We start from the raw sequence: 17204 nt of genomic DNA on the forward strand, positions 1-17204 counted from the left end.
GATGAGGGGGACGCGTGCAGCCGACGCTACGCCGACGCAGAGTGCGGAAGCAGGACTTCCTCTTCTTCCCGCGCGGCACACGCGGCGCTCCCGCCCCGTACGTCCCTCACCCCACGAACGTACGGCATGCCACGGACGTGCCCCGTTTCCTCCGTCCGGGCCTCAGGGTGCCCCTGGGGCCCGGCGATGGCGGAAGCTGTCAGGTGTGAGCCTCCCGATCGCCGCCGTCCCAGCGCGCCCGCCTCATGTCGAGGCGCGGCAGATGGCCCTCGGCGGCCCTGCTCGCCTCCTTCAGGGGCGTGCCCTCGGCGCGGTAGTGGTCGAGCGCCCGCAGTTCGTGCCCCGGGAGCAGGGCACCGTCCGCGCGGACGACACGCCACCAGGGGACGGCTCCGCCGTACAGGGCCATGACTCTGCCGACCTGCCGGGGGCCGCCCTCCTCCAGCCAGTCGGCGACGTCCCCGTACGTCATGACACGCCCGGCCGGGATGCGTTCGGCGACGTCGAGGACGCGCTCGGCGTACTCCGGGAGGGTGTCCGCGTACGCCGGGCGGGCGTCCCGAGGAAGGCTCTGCTCGCTCATCCGCCCCATCCTGCCCCACCCCACCGACAATGTGACGGGCCCGCGACCGTGGGTGTCCCTCGCCCAGGGACGGCGCTTCGGGCAGACTGTGCGCCCCCGCATGTGCACCCTGACATCCGTGTGTCTCGGTGGGGCATGCCACCATCATGCGGGCGGTGACTGGTGATACGAGACCAAGAAGAGACGATGAAGCCACAGGGTGTGCACCCGGAGGGCGCCGAGAGCACCTCTGACGCTTCGTCGCGCCCCGGCACCGCCGACGCGGAAGGCAAGGACACCGACGCCGGCGTCGAGGAGGTGCACGTCGACGAGGTCGAGGGCGACGAGCCGCTGCTCCCCGCGCGCGTGCACCGGCCCTCCGACCTGATGCGGCTGCTGGTCGGCGTGCTGGCCGTCGTCATTCTGCTCGCCATCGCCGCGTTCGCGCACGGCACCACCTCCGGCCTCGAACAGGACATCAACAAGGGCACGGGGCAGGCTCCCGACCTGCTCATCAAGATCGCCGGTCTCGCCTCCAGCATCGCGATCCTCCTGGTCCCGGTCGCGTTCGCGATCGAACGGCTGATCAAGCGCGACGGACTGCGGATCGCCGACGGTGTGCTCGCCGCGGTCCTCGCCCACGGTGTGACACTTGCCACCGACCTGTGGGTCGCCAAGGCCGCCCCGGACTCGATCCAGGAGGCGCTCACCCAGCCCTCCCCAGGTGACGTCCACGCTCTCACCGACCCCGTGCACGGCTATCTGGCACCCGTCATCGCCTATATGACGGCCGTCGGCATGTCCCGAAGGCCGCGCTGGCGGGCGGTGCTGTGGATCGTGCTGATGCTCGACGCGTTCTCGATGCTCGTCACCGGCTACACCACGCCGTTCTCGATCATCCTGACGGTGCTGATGGGTTGGACGGTGGCCTACGGGACGCTGTACGCGGTCGGCTCGCCCAATGTCCGGCCCACGGGGCAGACATTGATGGCGGGCCTCAGGACCGTCGGCTTCCACCCGGTCAGCGCGGCCCGCGAGGAGGCCTCGGAGACCACGGACACCGGCGACCGCGGCCGCCGCTACTTCGTCACGCTGGAGGACGGCCCGCCGCTCGACGTGACGGTGGTCGACCGGGAGCAGCAGGCCCAGGGCTTCTTCTACCGCGTGTGGCGCAACCTCACGCTGCGCGGCTTCGCGACCCGCAGCAGTCTCCAGTCGCTGCGGCAGGCGCTGGAGCAGGAGGCCCTGCTCGCCTACGCGGCCATCGCGGCCGGCGCCAACGCGCCCAAGCTGATCGCCACCTCCGAGCTCGGCCCCGACGCCGTGATGCTCGTCTACGAACACACCGGCGGACGCACGCTCGAATCGCTGGCCGAGGACGAGATCACCGACGAACTGCTGCGCAACACCTGGCGCCAGGTGCAGGCGCTCCAGTCGCGGCGCATCGCACACCGCAGGCTCGCGGGTGACGCGATCTTGGTGGATCGTTCCGGCGCGGTGATCCTCACCGACCTGCGCGGCGGCGAGATCGCGGCCAGCACCCTGCTGTTGCGCATGGATGTCGCCCAGCTGGTGACGACCCTGGGGCTGCTGACGGGCGCGGAGCGCGCGGTGGCTTCAGCGGTCAGCGTCCTCGGCCCGGACGCCGTGGCCGACTGTCTGCCGATGCTCCAGCCCATCGTGCTGACGCGCTCCGCGCGCGCGGCGCTGCGCAGACTCGCCCGGGAGCGGGCCCAGCGCGAGCGCGAGGCGGTCCTGGAGGCGTCCCAGCAGGCCAAGCAGGCCCGGCTGGAGGAGGCGCCGGAGGACGTGCGGCCCGTACTCGAGAAGCCCGACAAGAAGGCCGTACGCGCGGAGGCGCGGGCCGAGAAGCGGGCCATCGACGAAGCCCTGGAGGAGGCACGCGAGGAGGACCTGCTGACGCAGATCCGTCACCAGGTGCTGTTGATCAGGCCGCAGGCACCGGTCGAGCCGGCCCGGCTGGAACGGGTGAAGCCGCGCACACTGATCAGCTTCATCGCGGGTGCCATCGGCGCGTACTTCCTGCTGACGCAACTCACCCACATCGAGTTCGGGCCGCTCGTCGCCAACGCCGAGTGGGGCTGGGTCGCCGCGGCCGTGCTGTTCTCGGCGTGCAGCTACTTCGCCGCCGCCATGGCGCTGCTGGGCTTCGTGCCCGAGCGGGTGGGCTTCCTGCGGACGGTCGCGGCCCAGGTCGCCGGGTCGTTCGTGAAGATCGTCGCACCGGCCGCGGTCGGCGGCGTGGCGCTCAACACGCGCTTCCTGCAACGCCAGGGGGTGCGACCGGGACTCGCGGTGGCGAGTGTCGGCGCCTCGCAGTTGTTCGGGCTCGGCTGCCACATCCTGATGCTGCTGTCCTTCGGCTATCTGACCGGTACCGAGAAGACACCGTCGCTGTCGCCGTCCCGGACGGTCATCGCGGGTCTGTTGACGGTGGCGGTGCTCGTGCTCGTGGTCACCTCGGTGCCGTTCCTCAGGAAATTCGTCGTCACGCGCGTGAGGTCGCTGTTCGCGGGTGTCGTGCCGCGCATGCTGGACGTGCTCCAGCGGCCGCAGAAGCTGGTCACCGGTATCGGCGGCATGCTGCTGCTGACGGCGTGCTTCGTGATGTGCCTGGACGCCTCGATCCGCGCCTTCGGCCAGGAGGGCACGTCGCTCAGCATCGCCAGCGTCGCCGTCGTCTTCCTCGCCGGAAACGCGCTCGGTTCGGCCGCCCCGACGCCCGGTGGTGTGGGAGCCGTGGAGGCCACTTTGACGGTAGGTCTGATCGCCGTGGGGCTCCCCAAGGAGGTCGCCGCCCCGGCCGTCCTGCTGTTCCGTCTGCTGACGCTGTGGCTGCCGGTGCTGCCGGGCTGGCTGGCCTTCAACCACCTGTCCCGGAAGGGCGCGCTGTAGGGGGTGCCGCCGGAACCGCGGCACGTACCTCTTACGGCTCGCGCCCCGAGCGCGCCCACGCGCGCGACCGCAGGATGGGATCATGCCGAGCCCCCCTCACCTGCGCGTCGCCGCCCTGACCGCCACCGCCCTTCTGCTGTCCTCCGTGCTGGCGGCCTGCGGCGACGATTCCCAGGACGAGGACCTGTCGGCCCAGAAGCTGAGCTGGAAGGACTGCCCGGCCCCCTCCCGGGCCGAAGGCGGCGGTGACGCCCCTTCGCCGCTGCCGGGCGGCGACGAGTGGCAGTGCGCCACGCTCAAGGCCCCTCTGGACTGGGCGAAGCCGGAGGGCGGCACGATCGGCCTCGCGCTGATCCGGGCGAAGACCAGCGGAGCCGAGGACCGGCGCATCGGCTCGCTCGTCTTCAACTTCGGCGGCCCCGGCGGCTCGGGCGTCACCACGCTGCCCGCCTTCGGCACGGACTACGCCAAACTGCGCACCCGCTACGACCTGGTGAGCTTCGACCCGCGCGGGGTCGGCCGCAGCGCCCCGGTGGAGTGCCTTAACGACCCCCAGCTCGACGTCTACTTCGAGCAGGACTGGACCCCGGACGACTCGGCCGAGCGCACCGCGCTGCTGGCCAACACCAAGGAGTTCAACGCGGCCTGCGAGGAGAACTCCAAGAAGATGCTGGCGCACGTGCGCACCACCGACGCGGCCCGCGACATGGACCTGATGCGCCAGGTACTCGGCGACGACAAGCTGTACTACTTCGGCATCTCGTACGGCACCGAACTCGGCGGCGTCTACGCCCATCTGTTCCCGAAGAACGTGGGGCGCGCGGTCTTCGACGCGGTCGTGGACCCGACACAGAGCAGCGAGCAGGGCTCGCTCGGGCAGGCCGAGGGCTTCCAGCTCGCGCTCGACAACTTCGCCGAGGACTGCACCTCCAAGACCGAGGACTGCCCCGTCGGAGACACCGCGCAGGACGTCAAGGACCGTATCGCCAAGCTGCTCACGGACCTCGACAAGACGCCGATCCCCGGCATCGGCCAGCGTGCGCTGACGCAGACCGCGGCGACCAACGGAATCGCGCAGTCCCTCTATTCGAAGGACTTCTGGGAGTACCTAGTCGAGGGCCTGGAGCAGGCATACAACGGCGACGGCAGGATCCTGATGCTGCTGTCCGACTCGTTGAACGGGCGCAGCGACAACGGTGAGTACAGCAACATCGCCGCGGCCAACATCTCCATCAACTGCGCCGACGACAAGCCCCGGTACACCACCGCCGACGTCGAGCGGAAGCTGCCCGAGTTCCGTGCCGCGTCCCCCCTCTTCGGCGATTTCATGGCCTGGTCCATGGTGAGCTGCACCGACTGGGCCGTGGCGGGTGCCGCAGACCATCCCGACGTGAGCGCCACCGGCTCTGCGCCGATCCTCGTCGTGGGCAACACCGGCGACCCGGCCACCCCGTACGAGGGCTCGCGGAAGATGGTCAAGGCGCTCGGTGCGGGCGTCGGGGTCGAGCTGACGTACAAGGGACAGGGGCACGGGGCGTACGACAGCAAGAACAAGTGCGTGCAGGACGCGGTGAACGGCTATCTCCTGACCGGGAAGGTCCCGGCGGCTGGGACCGTCTGCTCGTAGAACTGGCCCCGGATCCCATGAAAGCTGCTGGTCAGAAGGTTATCCACAGGCCCCGACGGGTGTCTCGTGATCGGCCTACCATGGCCAGACAGCCATCCGCAGCTCGGTGCGGACGGCTTGGGAGGGGGACTGCAATGGGGCGTTTCGTACGGTGGGCGGCCGTGACCGCCGCGGCCGCGCTGCTGGCGGCGGGATGCAGCGGCGGCCCGTCCGGCGGTGCGGGGGACGAGCGGTCCGGCAGCGCCGGGCCCACCACGAGGGACGCGAAGGCGCTGCCCGCCTCCCTGATCTCGCAGAGGCTCGACTGGGCGCGTTGCGACGCCCCTGCGGGCAATTCCCCGCCCGGCCGCGACTGGAAGTGCGCGAAGTTGAAGGTTCCCCTGGACTGGTCCAAGCCCGACGGGGAGACGATCGGCCTCGCACTGATCCGCGCCGAGGCCCGCGGCGGCGACCGCATCGGCTCGCTGCTGTTCAACTTCGGCGGCCCCGGTCTGACGGGGGTGGGCACGATGCCCGCTTACGCCGCCACCGTCTCCCTCCTGCGCGAGCGCTACGACCTGGTGAGCTGGGACCCACGCGGCGTCGGCGCCAGCGAAGGCGTCCGCTGCCGCGGCGACAAGGAGATCCAGGCCGCCGAAGCCGTGGACCCCACCCCGGACACCCCCGCCGAGGAGCAGGCGTACCTGCGGGACGCCGCCGACTTCGCCCAGGGCTGCGAGAAGGACGCGGGCAAGCTGCTGGCGCACGTCTCGACCACCGACACCGCCCGCGACATGGACCTGATCCGGCAGGTACTCGGCGACACCGAGATGCACTATTTCGGCATCTCGTACGGCACCCAGCTCGGCGGTGTCTACGCCCATCTGTTCCCGGAGAAGGTGGGGCGGCTGGTGCTCGACGGGGTCGTCGACCCGAGCGCCGACATGGTGGGCCATCGCGAGAACCAGGCCCGGGGCTTCCAGCGCGCGCTCGACAACTACCTGAAGTCCACCGGCCAGGATCCCGAAGAGGGCACCCGGAAGATCGCGGATCTGCTGGACCGGATCGACGGGGACCCACTGGACACGTTCTCCCGGCGGAAGCTGACCCAGCTGCTCGCGTTCACGGGCATCGTCTGGCCGCTGTACAGCAAGGACAGTTGGCCCTCACTGACCAGTGCTCTGCAGACCGCCGAGCAGGGGGACGGCTCCGAACTGCTGGCGCTCGCCGACGGTTACAACGAGCGTGACGCCTCGGGGCGCTACGGCCTGCTCTCCCACTCGCAACGGGTCATATCGTGCTTGGACGACAAGCAGCGGCCCACGCTCGCGGAGGCGAAGAAGCTGCTGCCGGAGTTCGAGAGGATCTCCCCCGTGTTCGGGCCCTTCCTGGGCTGGGACGCGGCCGGCTGGTGCCACGACTGGCCGGTGCCCGGACAGGTGCTGACGCCGGAAGTGAGCGCGCCCGGTGCGGCGCCGGTGCTGGTGGTCGGCACCACGGGCGACCCTGCGACACCGTACGAAGGTGCCCGGCGGATGGCGGACGAACTGGGCAGAGGGGTCGGTGTGGAGCTCACCTGGCAGGGTCAGGGGCACACGGCGTACGGGAATGGGAGCGACTGCGTGGACTCCACGGTGAACGCGTATCTGCTGAAGGGCACGGTCCCGGAGGACGGCAAGGTCTGCGCCTCCTAGCCGTGCCGGCCGAGGCGTTCATGGCCACGGCAGCGGAAAGGGGCCCGGCACCCGTGGTGCCGAGCCCCTCCCGGGAAGGCGTGCGCCTACAACATCGGCTAGTACACCGGCTTGTGCGGTTCGACCTGGTTGACCCAGCCGATCACACCGCCGCCGACGTGCACGGCGTCGGAGAAGCCCGCGGACTTCAGGACCGCGAGGACTTCCGCACTACGGACACCCGTCTTGCAGTGCAGGACGATCTTCTTGTCCTGCGGGAGGCCCTCCAGGGCGGTGCCCATGAGGAACTCGTTCTTCGGGATCAGCTTGGCGCCCGGAATGGAGACGATCTCGTACTCGTTGACCTCGCGGACGTCGATGATCTCGATGTTCTCCCCGTCGTCGATCCACTCCTTGAGCTGCTTGGGAGTGATCGTCGCGCCGGCGGCCGCCTCCTGGGCCTCCTCGGAGACGACGCCGCAGAAGGCCTCGTAGTCGATGAGCTCGGTGACGGTCGGGTTCTCGCCGCAGACCGCGCAGTTCGGGTCCTTGCGGACCTTGACCTGGCGGTACTGCATCTCCAGCGCGTCGTAGATCATCAGGCGGCCGACGAGGGGCTCGCCGATGCCCGCGAGGAGCTTGATGGCCTCGTTGACCTGGATGGAGCCGATGGACGCGCACAGCACACCCAGGACGCCGCCCTCGGCGCAGGAGGGGACCATGCCCGGCGGCGGGGGCTCGGGGTAGAGGCAGCGGTAGCAGGGGCCGTGCTCGGACCAGAAGACGGAGGCCTGGCCGTCGAAGCGGTAGATCGAACCCCATACGTACGGCTTGTTGAGCAGCACGCACGCGTCGTTGACCAGGTAGCGGGTCGCGAAGTTGTCGGTGCCGTCGACGATCAGGTCGTACTGGCTGAAGATGTCCATCACGTTCTCGGCCTCAAGCCGCTCTTCGTGAAGGATCACGTTCACGTACGGGTTGATGCCCAGGACGGAGTCTCGGGCGGACTCGGCCTTGGAACGGCCGATGTCGGCCTGGCTGTGGATGATCTGGCGCTGCAGGTTCGACTCGTCGACCTCGTCGAACTCCACGATGCCGAGCGTGCCGACGCCCGCCGCGGCCAGGTACATCAGCGCCGGCGAGCCCAGGCCGCCGGCGCCCACACAGAGCACCTTGGCGTTCTTCAGCCGCTTCTGCCCGTCCATCCCCACGTCGGGGATGATCAGGTGGCGGGAGTACCTGCGGACCTCGTCTACGGTGAGCTCGGCGGCCGGCTCGACCAGGGGTGGCAGCGACACGGGGACTCCGTTGGTCGGTCAATCACTACGGTTGTTCTCCTCGTAACACTGCCATGGGCTTCTTCATTCCGAGACACCCGTTCCGATCCGCGAGACGATTTCGTCCCAGTAGCCGGGCATGGTCTCCCAGGGGTCGACGCGGCCACCGCGGTCCGTGCGGTCGGTGAACCAGATCGTGGACGCGCCCTGCCAGCGTGCGATCCGCAGGGCCTCGTCGAGGTGCGGGCGGGGCAGCCCGTGGACGAAGTGGCAGAAACGGTCGGGTGGGTAGTCGGCGGTCCACTCGGCCACCTGCGACCAGCGGTAGTCGCTCCAGGAGCCGGAGAAGGTGACCAGTTGGTCGGCGTTCTCGGCGTACCCAGGACAGGGGTGGGTGCCGTGGCCGAGGACGATGTGGGCGTCGGCACGGATCGTGCGGAGCGTGTCGACGGTGCGCCGGATCTCGGGGAGCGCGGCGCGTCCGGTCGGGCAGCGGTCCAGGAGGAAGCCGTCGACCTGGTACCAGTCGATGTAGCGGTGGGCCTCGGAGATCAGCTCGCCGAAGGTACGGGCCCCGTAGGTGGTGTCGAGGTGGCCGAGGACGCGGACGCCCGCGTTGCGCAGCCGGCCGGACGCTTCGAGGCAGTGCGGGTCGGGGCGGGCGCCGGGACCGTCGGCGATGTTGAGGACGGTCCAGTGCAGAGGCGTGCCCGGGCGGGTGAGCTCGGCCCATTCGGTGGGCGCGACCAGAGGGTGGGCGAAGCCGGGGACACCGAAGCCGGTATGGAGTTCGGTGCTCGGCGTACTGCTCTTCGTGCTGGTCAGATGCGGCATGCCGCCTCCATCCAGATGTCGGCGAGGGACTCTTCGAGGTTGATCCGGGGGCGCCAGCCGAGCCGGTCGCGTGCGGTGCGCACATCGGCCTGCTGCCAGCTGCCGCAGCCGTCGGGGTACGGATATGCGACCGGGGCCGCGTGGTCCGGTTCGGAGCGGGGGTGGCCGATGGACGCCCTCAGCGGGCCGGGCGGGCCGTCGAGTTCGTGGAGGGCGCCGCCGTATCCGGCGACCCGGGCCAGGACGGCGGCGGCGTCGCGGAGGCGGACGGCACGGCCCGAGCCGATGTTGATGACGCCCTGTGCGGCGGAGAGCGAGGCAGCGTGCACGGCGCGGGCCACGTCACGGACGTCGACGAAGTCGCGCTGGGCGCCCAGGCCGCCGAGTTTCAGATCGCCGTCGCCGGACTGCATGGCGCGGCGCATGGCCTCGGCGAGCCGGCCGAGCGGGGAGCCCGCGGGGGTGCCGGGGCCCGCCGGAGAGAAGACGCGCAGGACGACCGCGTCCAGGCCGGAGCCGAGGACCAGTTCGGTGGCGGCGAGTTTGCTGACGCCGTACGGGCCTCCGGGGCGGGGGACGGCGTCCTCGGCCGTGGAGGAGCCGTGCTGGCTGGGGCCGTACTCCGCGCCGCAGCCGATCTGTACCAGTCGGGCGCCGCAGCCGCTGCGGCGCAGGGCCTCGCAGACGGTGGCGACCGCGACCGTGTTGTGGCGGGCGAGCTCACGGGCACCGCCGCGGGTGGCACCCGCGCAGTTGACGACGACACCCGGGTGGACCGCGTCGAGGAACCGGGTGAGGGCTCCGGGGCTGCCGGACGCGAGGTCGAAGCGGACGTCGGCGTCGTCGCCGCGGCCGAGGGCGGTGAGCTGGACGGCGGGGTCGGCGAGCAGACGGTCGGCGACGAAGCGGCCCAGGTAGCCGTTGGCTCCGATCAGCAGGACTCTCATCGGGCTGCTCCCGGGGCCTTGGGGGCGGGTCGGGAGGTGGTCATGCGGGTTCTCCTTCGGGAGGGGCGGTGCGTGTGCCTCCGGCGGTGGGCCGGGGTGCCTGCGGCGGCCTGCGGGGGTTCGGCAGGTAGGGCTTCGGCAGGGCGGCGGATTCGCCCACGACTGGTGGGTGATACGCCCATGGCTGGTGGGTGATAGGCCCATGGCTGGTGGGTGATCCGTCCGCAGCGGGTGCGTGATCTGCCCACGGCAGGTGCGTGATCGCGCCTAAGGCGGGTGGGTGGGGCGGGGCCGGGTCAGCATGGGCCCTCCGCCCGGGCGTGGGCCGACGCCCTCGTCAGCTTGCGGATCGCGTGGATCAGCAGGGCCAGGGCGCCGGTCCCGCAGGTAAGGGTCTGGATGCCGCCCGGGCCCCAGAGTTCCACGAGGGCCTCCACCGGCGCCGCCAGGAAGGCACAGCCCGGCAGACGGGAGGCGAAGGCCGCGGCCAGGGCCGCCCCCTGGGCTGTCGCGGCGGCGGTGAGGACCACCACGGGCGCGTGGGTGAAGCCGTGGACGGTGAGAAGTCGGGCGAGGACGAGGAGGGCGCCCAGGGTGATGACCTGCGCGTAGGCGGCGGGTTCGGTCAGGGCGGTGGCGGACAGGGCCGCGAGGGCTGTCAGCGCGCACAGGTACAGGGCGAACATGCCGAGCAGCAGGGGCCGTACGGAGGCTGCGAAGTCCTCCAGGCCGCGGCTGACCGTCAGCTTTCGGCGGGCGCGGGCCGCGAAAAGGTGGGCGGCCCAGGCGGCCGGGGCGCAGGACAGGGACAGAGCGAGAAGGGGCGCCGTGACCACGGGCCAGGGGGCGTCGGCGGCGTCGGTGGGCAGGGCGTCGGGGCCGCCGGTCATGGCCGCCCCGAGCAGGCCGTCCCCGAGGGCGGCGTAGGCGAGGAGCCAGTAGGTCCAGGTGGAGGTGCCGGTGGTGGGGGCACGGTCGGGGGTGCCGAGGGGGCCGCGGGACAGAGCCGCGCGCATGGCGAAGGAGACGGCCAGGGCGCCCACCAGTGCGGCGACCAGCCGGGACTGGCCGTCGGTGAAGCGGATGCCGGCCACTGTGGTCCCGCACAGGGCGCCTGGGAGGAGGGTGAGCAGGGCCCAGTCGGCCCGGACGACGGGCGCTTTCTCCGCCGGGGGAGGCGGGGGTGTCTCGCCGTCCCTGGGGACACGGGCGTACATCTCCTCGGCGAGCGAGAAGACATCCCGGTGCCGGAATCGGACGGCGGTGCGATCGGTGACACCGTGGGCCTCCAGGCCCGCCGCGATCTCCAGGGGGTCGACGGCCCGTTCGCACAACTCTCGGTGACGGTGCATCAGGGCTTTCACCGGGTCGGCGGCGGTACGGCGGGCAGGGCCGGGAGTGGGCTTGCGGCTGCTTGAGATCTCGGGGGCGCGGGGGGCGGGTGCGGACGGTGGGCAGGCGCCCTCGTCTCCGGAGGCGTCAATCGCGTCAGCGTCTACGGAGGGCTCGGCGACGCGTGGGGCCGGGTCGCCGGAGGAGTCGGCAGCGTGCGTGTCCGCATCCTGGGAGGACTCGGCAGAGCGTGCGCCCCCGTCTGCCGTGGACTCGACAGCACGCACATCCACAGAAGGGGCGTCCCTCTCACCGGAAGGCGCGGCAGCAGGCACATCCCCGCCTCCGGAGGACTCCGGGCCGCCCTCCTCCCACTCGGCCGACGCACCGGCACCGCCCGTCTCCGACCCGTCGGAGTCCTCTGCGTTCCGTGGCCCTGATGGCTTCCGTGCCCCGGCACGGTCCGTACCGTGTCCTCCCCGCCCCCGACCGTCCCGCGCGGCCGTCTCCCCCGTCAGCCACTCCTCCGACTCCGCGCCCCCCGCACCGGGGCTGCCCGGGGTGACGGGGCGGTCGAGTTCCAGGTCGCTCATCCGGCCGCTCCTTCCTTGGCGGCGAAGGGAGGTGTCGCGCTGACCGGGGGTCCCGCGGCCCAGCCGGGACCGCCGCGGGCGACGACACGGGTGCTGCGCTCGGTCCAGCGGCCGGGGACGTGGGCCTCGGCGGGGGCGGCGAACGGCAGGGGTTCGCCGGTGCCGTCGAGGATCACCCGGCGGACCGGGGTACGCGAGACGATCTCCAGGTAAATGCCGTGAAATGCCGTGATGTTCTGTTCCACGGTGAACAGTTCGAGCGCCCGGGCGCGTGCGGCGGCGCCCAGGCGCTCACGGCGCTCGGGGTCGCGCAGCAGCGTCACGCACGCCTCCGCGAGCGCCTTCGGGTTGCGCGGCGGGACGACGAGCCCGGTGCCGCCGATGACCTCCACCACCGCGCCCACGTCGGTGGACACGGTGGCCCGGGCGCAGAACATGGCCTCGACCAGGCTGATGGGGAAGCCCTCGACGACGCTGGACAGGACGGTGACGGCGCCGGAGGCGTACGCGTCGGCGAGGGTCGGCACCTCGGGTCCGCCGATCTCCTCGAAGGAGACGGGGTTGTCACCGACGGCATGCAGTCCTTCCGCCTCGTCGGGGAAGAGCTGCGCGGCCAGCGCCCTGCAGTGCCCCAGATAGGCCGCTCCCTCGGGGCCGGTGGGCGCGCCGATGATCCGCAGGCGCGTCTTGGGCTCCTCCTTGCGGATCTCCGCGAAGGCGTGGAGCAGGGAGATGAGGTCCTTGGCGGGTTCGACACGGCCGACCCAGACCAGGGTGTCCGGATCCACGCACTCCGCCGACTCCCCCACCTCCGAGAAGTGGGTGGCGTCCATGCCCGGGTAGACCGTGCGCAGCTTCTCGCGGTCGGCACCGCACCGCTCCTGCCAGCGGCGGGCGTGGGTGTTGCCCGGCGTGACGACCGCGGCCCGCCGGTAGGTCTCGGTGGCGAGCCGACCGTGGAAGGCGGCGAGCAGGGCCCGTACGGCGGGTGAGGACTCGGTGTCGGCCAGGTAGTGCGTGCGCAGCCGCACGCCGTACTCGGTCACCAGCAGCGGCACCCCGCAGAAGTGGTGCGCGAGGAGCCCGGGCAGGGCGGCCAGGCCTCCGGAGGCCGCGTGGCACAGGTCGACCGCGCCGAGGCCGTCGTCCTCGTACCAGTCGAGCGAGAGGGGGCGCAGGGCGCGCTCCAGGTGGGCGGCAACAGCGAGCAGATCCGGTACGCGCGCCTCGCGCGCCGTCTGCCGGGCGCCGGGCACGCGACAGGCGCGCTCCAGAGCGCGTACGGCGCTCTCGGAGCGGAGCGCGCCCACCAGTCCGCCCTCGTCCCGGGCGAGTTCGGCGAGTCCGTACAGGGCGCTGGCGAAACGGTCCGCCTCACCGGCCGACGACTCCTCGGAGCCCTCCGCCACGGCGCCCTCGCACAGCACGGCCACCAATTCGCCGTAGTACTCGGTGAACCGGCGGCGCGCGCGCCTGCCGTACCCGACCCCGTCGTCCTCGGCGGTCCACAGCGGCGCCGTGATGACCCTGTCGACCTGCGGCGGCAGCTGGATCCAGCCCTCGTCCTCCTGGCGCTCACTGCGACTGAGCGCGTAGATGTCGAACTTGTGCTGCTCGAGCCCGCGCACGAGCCGGTCGCACCAGAGCCTGGCGTCACCGCTCACATACGGATAGCCACCCTCCGTAAGCAGTCCTATGCGCACGAGTGCGCCCCCGATCTCCCGTGTGGAGAGCCGCCGTTGGCCCGGCGGCTCGCAGCGGGACGAACGTATGCGGACAAGGCGGTGGCGCGACGGACGGTTGTCCATCGCGCCACCAAAAGGGGTGAACGGTCGTAACTTTCCCGTGCGGATCGCGTTCGGTCGCGCTAAGAGATCATTTGGACACGGAACGTCAGGTCACGGCCGCTTCCCGGCGTTCCGCCCTGCGCCGGGCCGCGATCCGCGGATCGAGCGCCGGTACGGCTGCCAGGAGCTGCTTGGTGTACGGGTCCCGGGGGCTGTCGTACACCTCGTCGGCCGGCCCGGACTCCACGATCCGGCCGCGGCGCATCACTGCGACCCGGTCGCTGACCTGGCGTACGACGGCGAGGTCGTGCGCGACGAAGACCAGCGCGAGTCCGAGTTCCCGCTGCAACTCGCCGAGCAGGGCGATCACCTGAGCCTGGGTGGTGACGTCGAGCGCGGAGACAGGCTCGTCGCAGACGATCACGCGCGGGTCGGCCGCGAGCGCCCGCGCGATGCCCACGCGCTGGCGCTGGCCACCGCTGAACTCGTGCGGGTAGCGGTCGTAGTGCGCCCCTTCGAGCCCCACGCGCTCCAGGAGTTCCGTCACGCGCCCTCTGATCCGTGTCTCGTCGCGCTCGCCACGCGCGCGGAGCGGGTCGGCGATCGACTCTCCCACGCTGCGGCGGGGGTTGAGGGAGGAGACGGGGTCCTGGAAGACCATCTGCACGGCCGGGTTCACACCCACACGCGCGTGGGCCTCGTGACGGACCTCCCCCGCCGTCGGCTCCAGGAGCCCGACCAGCATCCGTCCCAGGGTCGTCTTGCCGCTGCCGCTCTCTCCGACGACACCGAGGGTCTCGCCCCGACGGACCGTCAGCGAGACGTCGTCGACGGCCGCGAAGGCCCTCTTGCCTCGCCCGAACTCACGCCGGAGTCCCTTCGCCTCCAGGACCACCCCGTCGGACGCCTGGGCGGGTGCCCTGGGCGTCCTGTGCGCGCCCACGCGCGGGACCGCGGCGAGCAGTGTGCGCGTGTACGCCTGCGCGGGCGCGCCGAGCACCGTGCCGACCGGCCCGTGCTCGACCGCCTTCCCGTGCCGCATGACGAGCACGTCGTCGACGCTCTCGGCGGCGACGCCCACGTCGTGCGTGACGAGCAGCAGGCCCATGCCGGTCTCCTGGCGCAGTGCGTGCAGCAGGTCGAGGATCTGGGCCTGCACGGTCACGTCGAGCGCGGTCGTCGGTTCGTCGGCGATCAGCAGGTCGGGCTCGCAGGCCAGCGCCATCGCGATGAGAGCACGCTGGCGCATGCCCCCGCTGAACTCGTGCGGACGGGACCGGGAGCGCCGTACCGCGTCCGGAATTCCAACCCGGTTCAGCACCTCCACCGCACGCGCGCGTGCCGCCCTTCGCGGCACACGCGTGTGCACGCGGTACACCTCGGCGATCTGGTCGCCGATCGCGTAGTACGGGTCCAGGGACGACAAGGGGTCCTGGAAGACCATCGCGGCCTTCGCGCCCCGCAGCCGGCGCAGTTCGTCGTCCGACGCCTGCTGTACGTCCACTCCGGCGACCTCGACCGAGCCTCGCACGCGCGCGCCCGTGCCGCGGTGCAGCCCGAGGAGGGCCGAGGCGACCGTGGACTTGCCGGAGCCGGACTCGCCGACCAGCGCGAGGGCGGCGCCCTGGTCGAGGCGGAAGGTGAGGCCGTCGACGGCGCGCAGGTCGCCGAACTCGACGGTGAGGTCCGTGACGTTCACGAGGCTCATGCGAGCACCACCCGTCGGTCGGCCACCGCGTACAGGACGTCCGCGAAGGCGTTGGCGAGCACCACGAAGAAGCCGATGACCAGGACCATGCCGACGACGACCGGGAGGTCGACGACATTGACGGCGTGGACGAGTTCCTGGCCGATGCCGGGGAGGCCGAAGAGGGTCTCGGTGAGGACCGCGCCACCGATCGCCGAGCCGACGTTGTTGGCGTTCAGGGCGATGACCGGCGCCAGCGCGCCCCTCAGGGCGTGCCGTCCGATCACGGACCGCTCTCCGACGCCGTACGCGCGGAAGGTCCTGATGTGATCCTCGGCGAGCGTCTCCAGCATCGCCGCACGGGTCAGCCGGGCGAACGCGGCGGCCTCGATGAGGGCGAGCGAGAGCCACGGCAGCAGCAGGTTCCACGCCCACTGCTCGGGGTCGTCGGTGAGGGCGACGTACTGCGGGAACGGCAGCAGTTGCAGCTGCCCGCAGACGACGATCATCAGGACGAGGCCGATCACGAAGACCGGCGTGGCCACGCCGGCGAGGGTGATGCCGGTCAGCAGCCGCTCGGTGAGCCGACCGCGCCGCCAGGCGGACAGGATGCCGGTGCCCACTCCCAGGAGCAGCCACAGCACCATCGCGCCGAACACGAGCGACAGGCTGACCGGGAGTTTGGCGAGGATCAGCTGGGTGACCTGCTGATCACTCTGGTACGACAGCCCGAGGCAGGGCGCCGAGCAGTGCTCCACGGAGGTGCCGGTCGAGTAGTCCTGGCCGACGACGAGGCCCTTCAGGAAGTGCCCGTAGCGCAGGTACAGCGGGTCGCTGAGATGCAGTTGCTCGGCGACCTGATGGACCTGGACGGGCGAACAGCGCGGACCGCAGGTGATCTGGGCGACGTTGCCGGGGGTGACGTAGAAGACGACGTAGACGATGACGGAGATCGCGAGCAGGGTGACGACGGCGCCGAGGGCGCGCCGCAGGAGGAAGCCGCTCATGCCTTGGCCTCCCTCTTGCGGCCCGTCCCGACGCTCAGCCGGGAGGCCGCGCGCGGGTCGAGGGCGGTGCGCACGCCGTCGCCGAGGACGGTGAGGGCGAGCACGGTCACGAACAGCGCGCCCGCGGGCAGCAGCAGGTACTGCGGGGCCGCCTGGTACCAGACGTCCGCGGCGGTGAGCATCTGGCCCCAGGAAGGCGTCGGCGGCTTCACACCGACGCCGAGGAACGACAGGGCGGCCTCGACGCTGATGTTGGCCGGCATGAGGATCGCGGCGTACGTGATGACCGGCGCGGCCAGCCCGGGCAGCAGTTCCCTGCGGGCGATGCGCCACGTGCCCCAGCCACTGAGCCGGGCGGCCGAGACGTAGTCGAGCCCCTTCAGGGCCAGCGTCTGGGCCCGCACGATCTTCGCGATGTTGCCCCAGGCGATGAACCCGATGACGAGGGTGACCAGAACCGTGCGCGGGAAGCTCGACGGGACGATCGCGAGCAGAGCCAACGACATGATCATCAACGGCATGGCGACGAAGATGTCGGTGATCCGGCTCAACAGTTGATCAACCCATCCACTGCCCAGCGCGGCGGCCACGCCCATGACCACACCCACGACGACCTGGATCACGGTCGCCGCCAGTGCGACGCCCAGCGAAACCCGGGCTCCGTAGGCCAGGCGCGCGAACAGATCGCGGCCTGTCTGCGGTTCGACGCCTAGCCAGTGGTCCCCGCCGATGCCCCCGAAGGACCCGATGGGCACGCCCCCGCGCGCGGAGTCGACGAGTGACGGGTGGTAGGTGGTGGGGTCCTGGCCCTCGATGGCGGTGAGGAGCGGCGCCGCGAGCGCCACCAGGACAAGCAGCACGACGACGCCGGCCGCGACCATGGCGGCGCGCTGCGCACGCAGCCGCCGCCAGAACTGACGGGCCCCCGAGGCCCCCGGGACGGCTGCCCCAGGGACCTCGGCGGCGACAAGTACCTCGCTCAT

The 17204-nt window shown here is 71.5% G+C and carries 12 protein-coding genes; 3 read left to right on the top strand and 9 right to left on the bottom strand.

The window, feature by feature from the left end; all coding sequences use genetic code 11:
- Positions 1-199 precede the first annotated feature (199 nt).
- Positions 200-583 (bottom strand): MGMT family protein, encoded by a 384-nt coding sequence (locus ACI2L1_RS01000; RefSeq protein WP_404737180.1) that lies wholly within the window; start codon positions 581-583, stop codon positions 200-202.
- A gap of 186 nt (positions 584-769) precedes the next feature.
- Here ACI2L1_RS01000 and ACI2L1_RS01005 point away from each other — a divergent pair, with 186 nt between their 5' ends.
- The 3 genes from ACI2L1_RS01005 (at position 770) to ACI2L1_RS01015 (ending at position 6778) form a co-directional block, all read left to right on the top strand.
- Positions 770-3478, top strand: a complete 2709-nt coding sequence (locus ACI2L1_RS01005; protein ID WP_404737181.1) for a lysylphosphatidylglycerol synthase domain-containing protein — start codon at positions 770-772, stop codon at positions 3476-3478.
- Between the two features lie 82 nt (positions 3479-3560).
- Positions 3561-5105 carry an alpha/beta hydrolase gene (locus ACI2L1_RS01010; RefSeq protein ID WP_404737182.1) on the top strand — a complete coding sequence of 515 codons (1545 nt, stop codon included), beginning with the start codon at positions 3561-3563 and terminating at the stop codon, positions 5103-5105.
- 134 nt (positions 5106-5239) lie between these two features.
- Positions 5240-6778 (top strand): alpha/beta hydrolase, encoded by a 1539-nt coding sequence (locus tag ACI2L1_RS01015; protein WP_404737183.1) that lies wholly within the window; start codon positions 5240-5242, stop codon positions 6776-6778.
- 98 nt (positions 6779-6876) lie between these two features.
- On the opposite strand, the gene moeZ is transcribed toward ACI2L1_RS01015, so the two are convergent.
- The 8 genes from moeZ to ACI2L1_RS01055 form a co-directional block, all read right to left on the bottom strand.
- A complete protein-coding gene (gene moeZ, locus ACI2L1_RS01020) occupies positions 6877-8055 on the bottom strand; it encodes an adenylyltransferase/sulfurtransferase MoeZ (protein WP_404737184.1) in 1179 nt (392 codons plus the stop codon).
- Positions 8056-8118: 63 nt separating this feature from the next.
- Positions 8119-8868: a spherulation-specific family 4 protein gene (locus ACI2L1_RS01025; RefSeq protein ID WP_404737185.1), complete on the bottom strand. Its 750-nt coding sequence runs from the start codon at positions 8866-8868 to the stop codon at positions 8119-8121.
- Positions 8856-9815 (bottom strand): NAD-dependent epimerase/dehydratase family protein, encoded by a 960-nt coding sequence (locus tag ACI2L1_RS01030; RefSeq protein ID WP_404737186.1) that lies wholly within the window; start codon positions 9813-9815, stop codon positions 8856-8858. Before ACI2L1_RS01030 ends, ACI2L1_RS01025 begins: the two co-directional genes overlap by 13 nt.
- Before the next feature lie 296 nt (positions 9816-10111).
- On the bottom strand, positions 10112-11236 hold the full coding sequence (locus ACI2L1_RS01035) for a hypothetical protein (protein WP_404737406.1): 1125 nt from the start codon (positions 11234-11236) through the stop codon (positions 10112-10114).
- A 500-nt stretch (positions 11237-11736) separates the two neighbouring features.
- On the bottom strand, positions 11737-13443 hold the full coding sequence (locus ACI2L1_RS01040; protein ID WP_404737187.1) for a DUF3492 domain-containing protein: 1707 nt from the start codon (positions 13441-13443) through the stop codon (positions 11737-11739).
- A 190-nt stretch (positions 13444-13633) separates the two neighbouring features.
- Positions 13634-15235: a dipeptide ABC transporter ATP-binding protein gene (locus ACI2L1_RS01045; protein ID WP_404737188.1), complete on the bottom strand. Its 1602-nt coding sequence runs from the start codon at positions 15233-15235 to the stop codon at positions 13634-13636.
- On the bottom strand, positions 15232-16221 hold the full coding sequence (locus tag ACI2L1_RS01050; protein ID WP_404737189.1) for an ABC transporter permease: 990 nt from the start codon (positions 16219-16221) through the stop codon (positions 15232-15234). The genes ACI2L1_RS01045 and ACI2L1_RS01050 overlap by 4 nt, the downstream gene beginning before the upstream one ends.
- Positions 16218-17204 carry an ABC transporter permease gene (locus tag ACI2L1_RS01055; RefSeq protein ID WP_404737190.1) on the bottom strand — a complete coding sequence of 329 codons (987 nt, stop codon included), beginning with the start codon at positions 17202-17204 and terminating at the stop codon, positions 16218-16220. Before ACI2L1_RS01055 ends, ACI2L1_RS01050 begins: the two co-directional genes overlap by 4 nt.

Origin of the sequence: Streptomyces sp. NPDC019531, from assembly GCF_044903305.1 — a bacterium.
GTDB lineage: Bacteria > Actinomycetota > Actinomycetes > Streptomycetales > Streptomycetaceae > Streptomyces.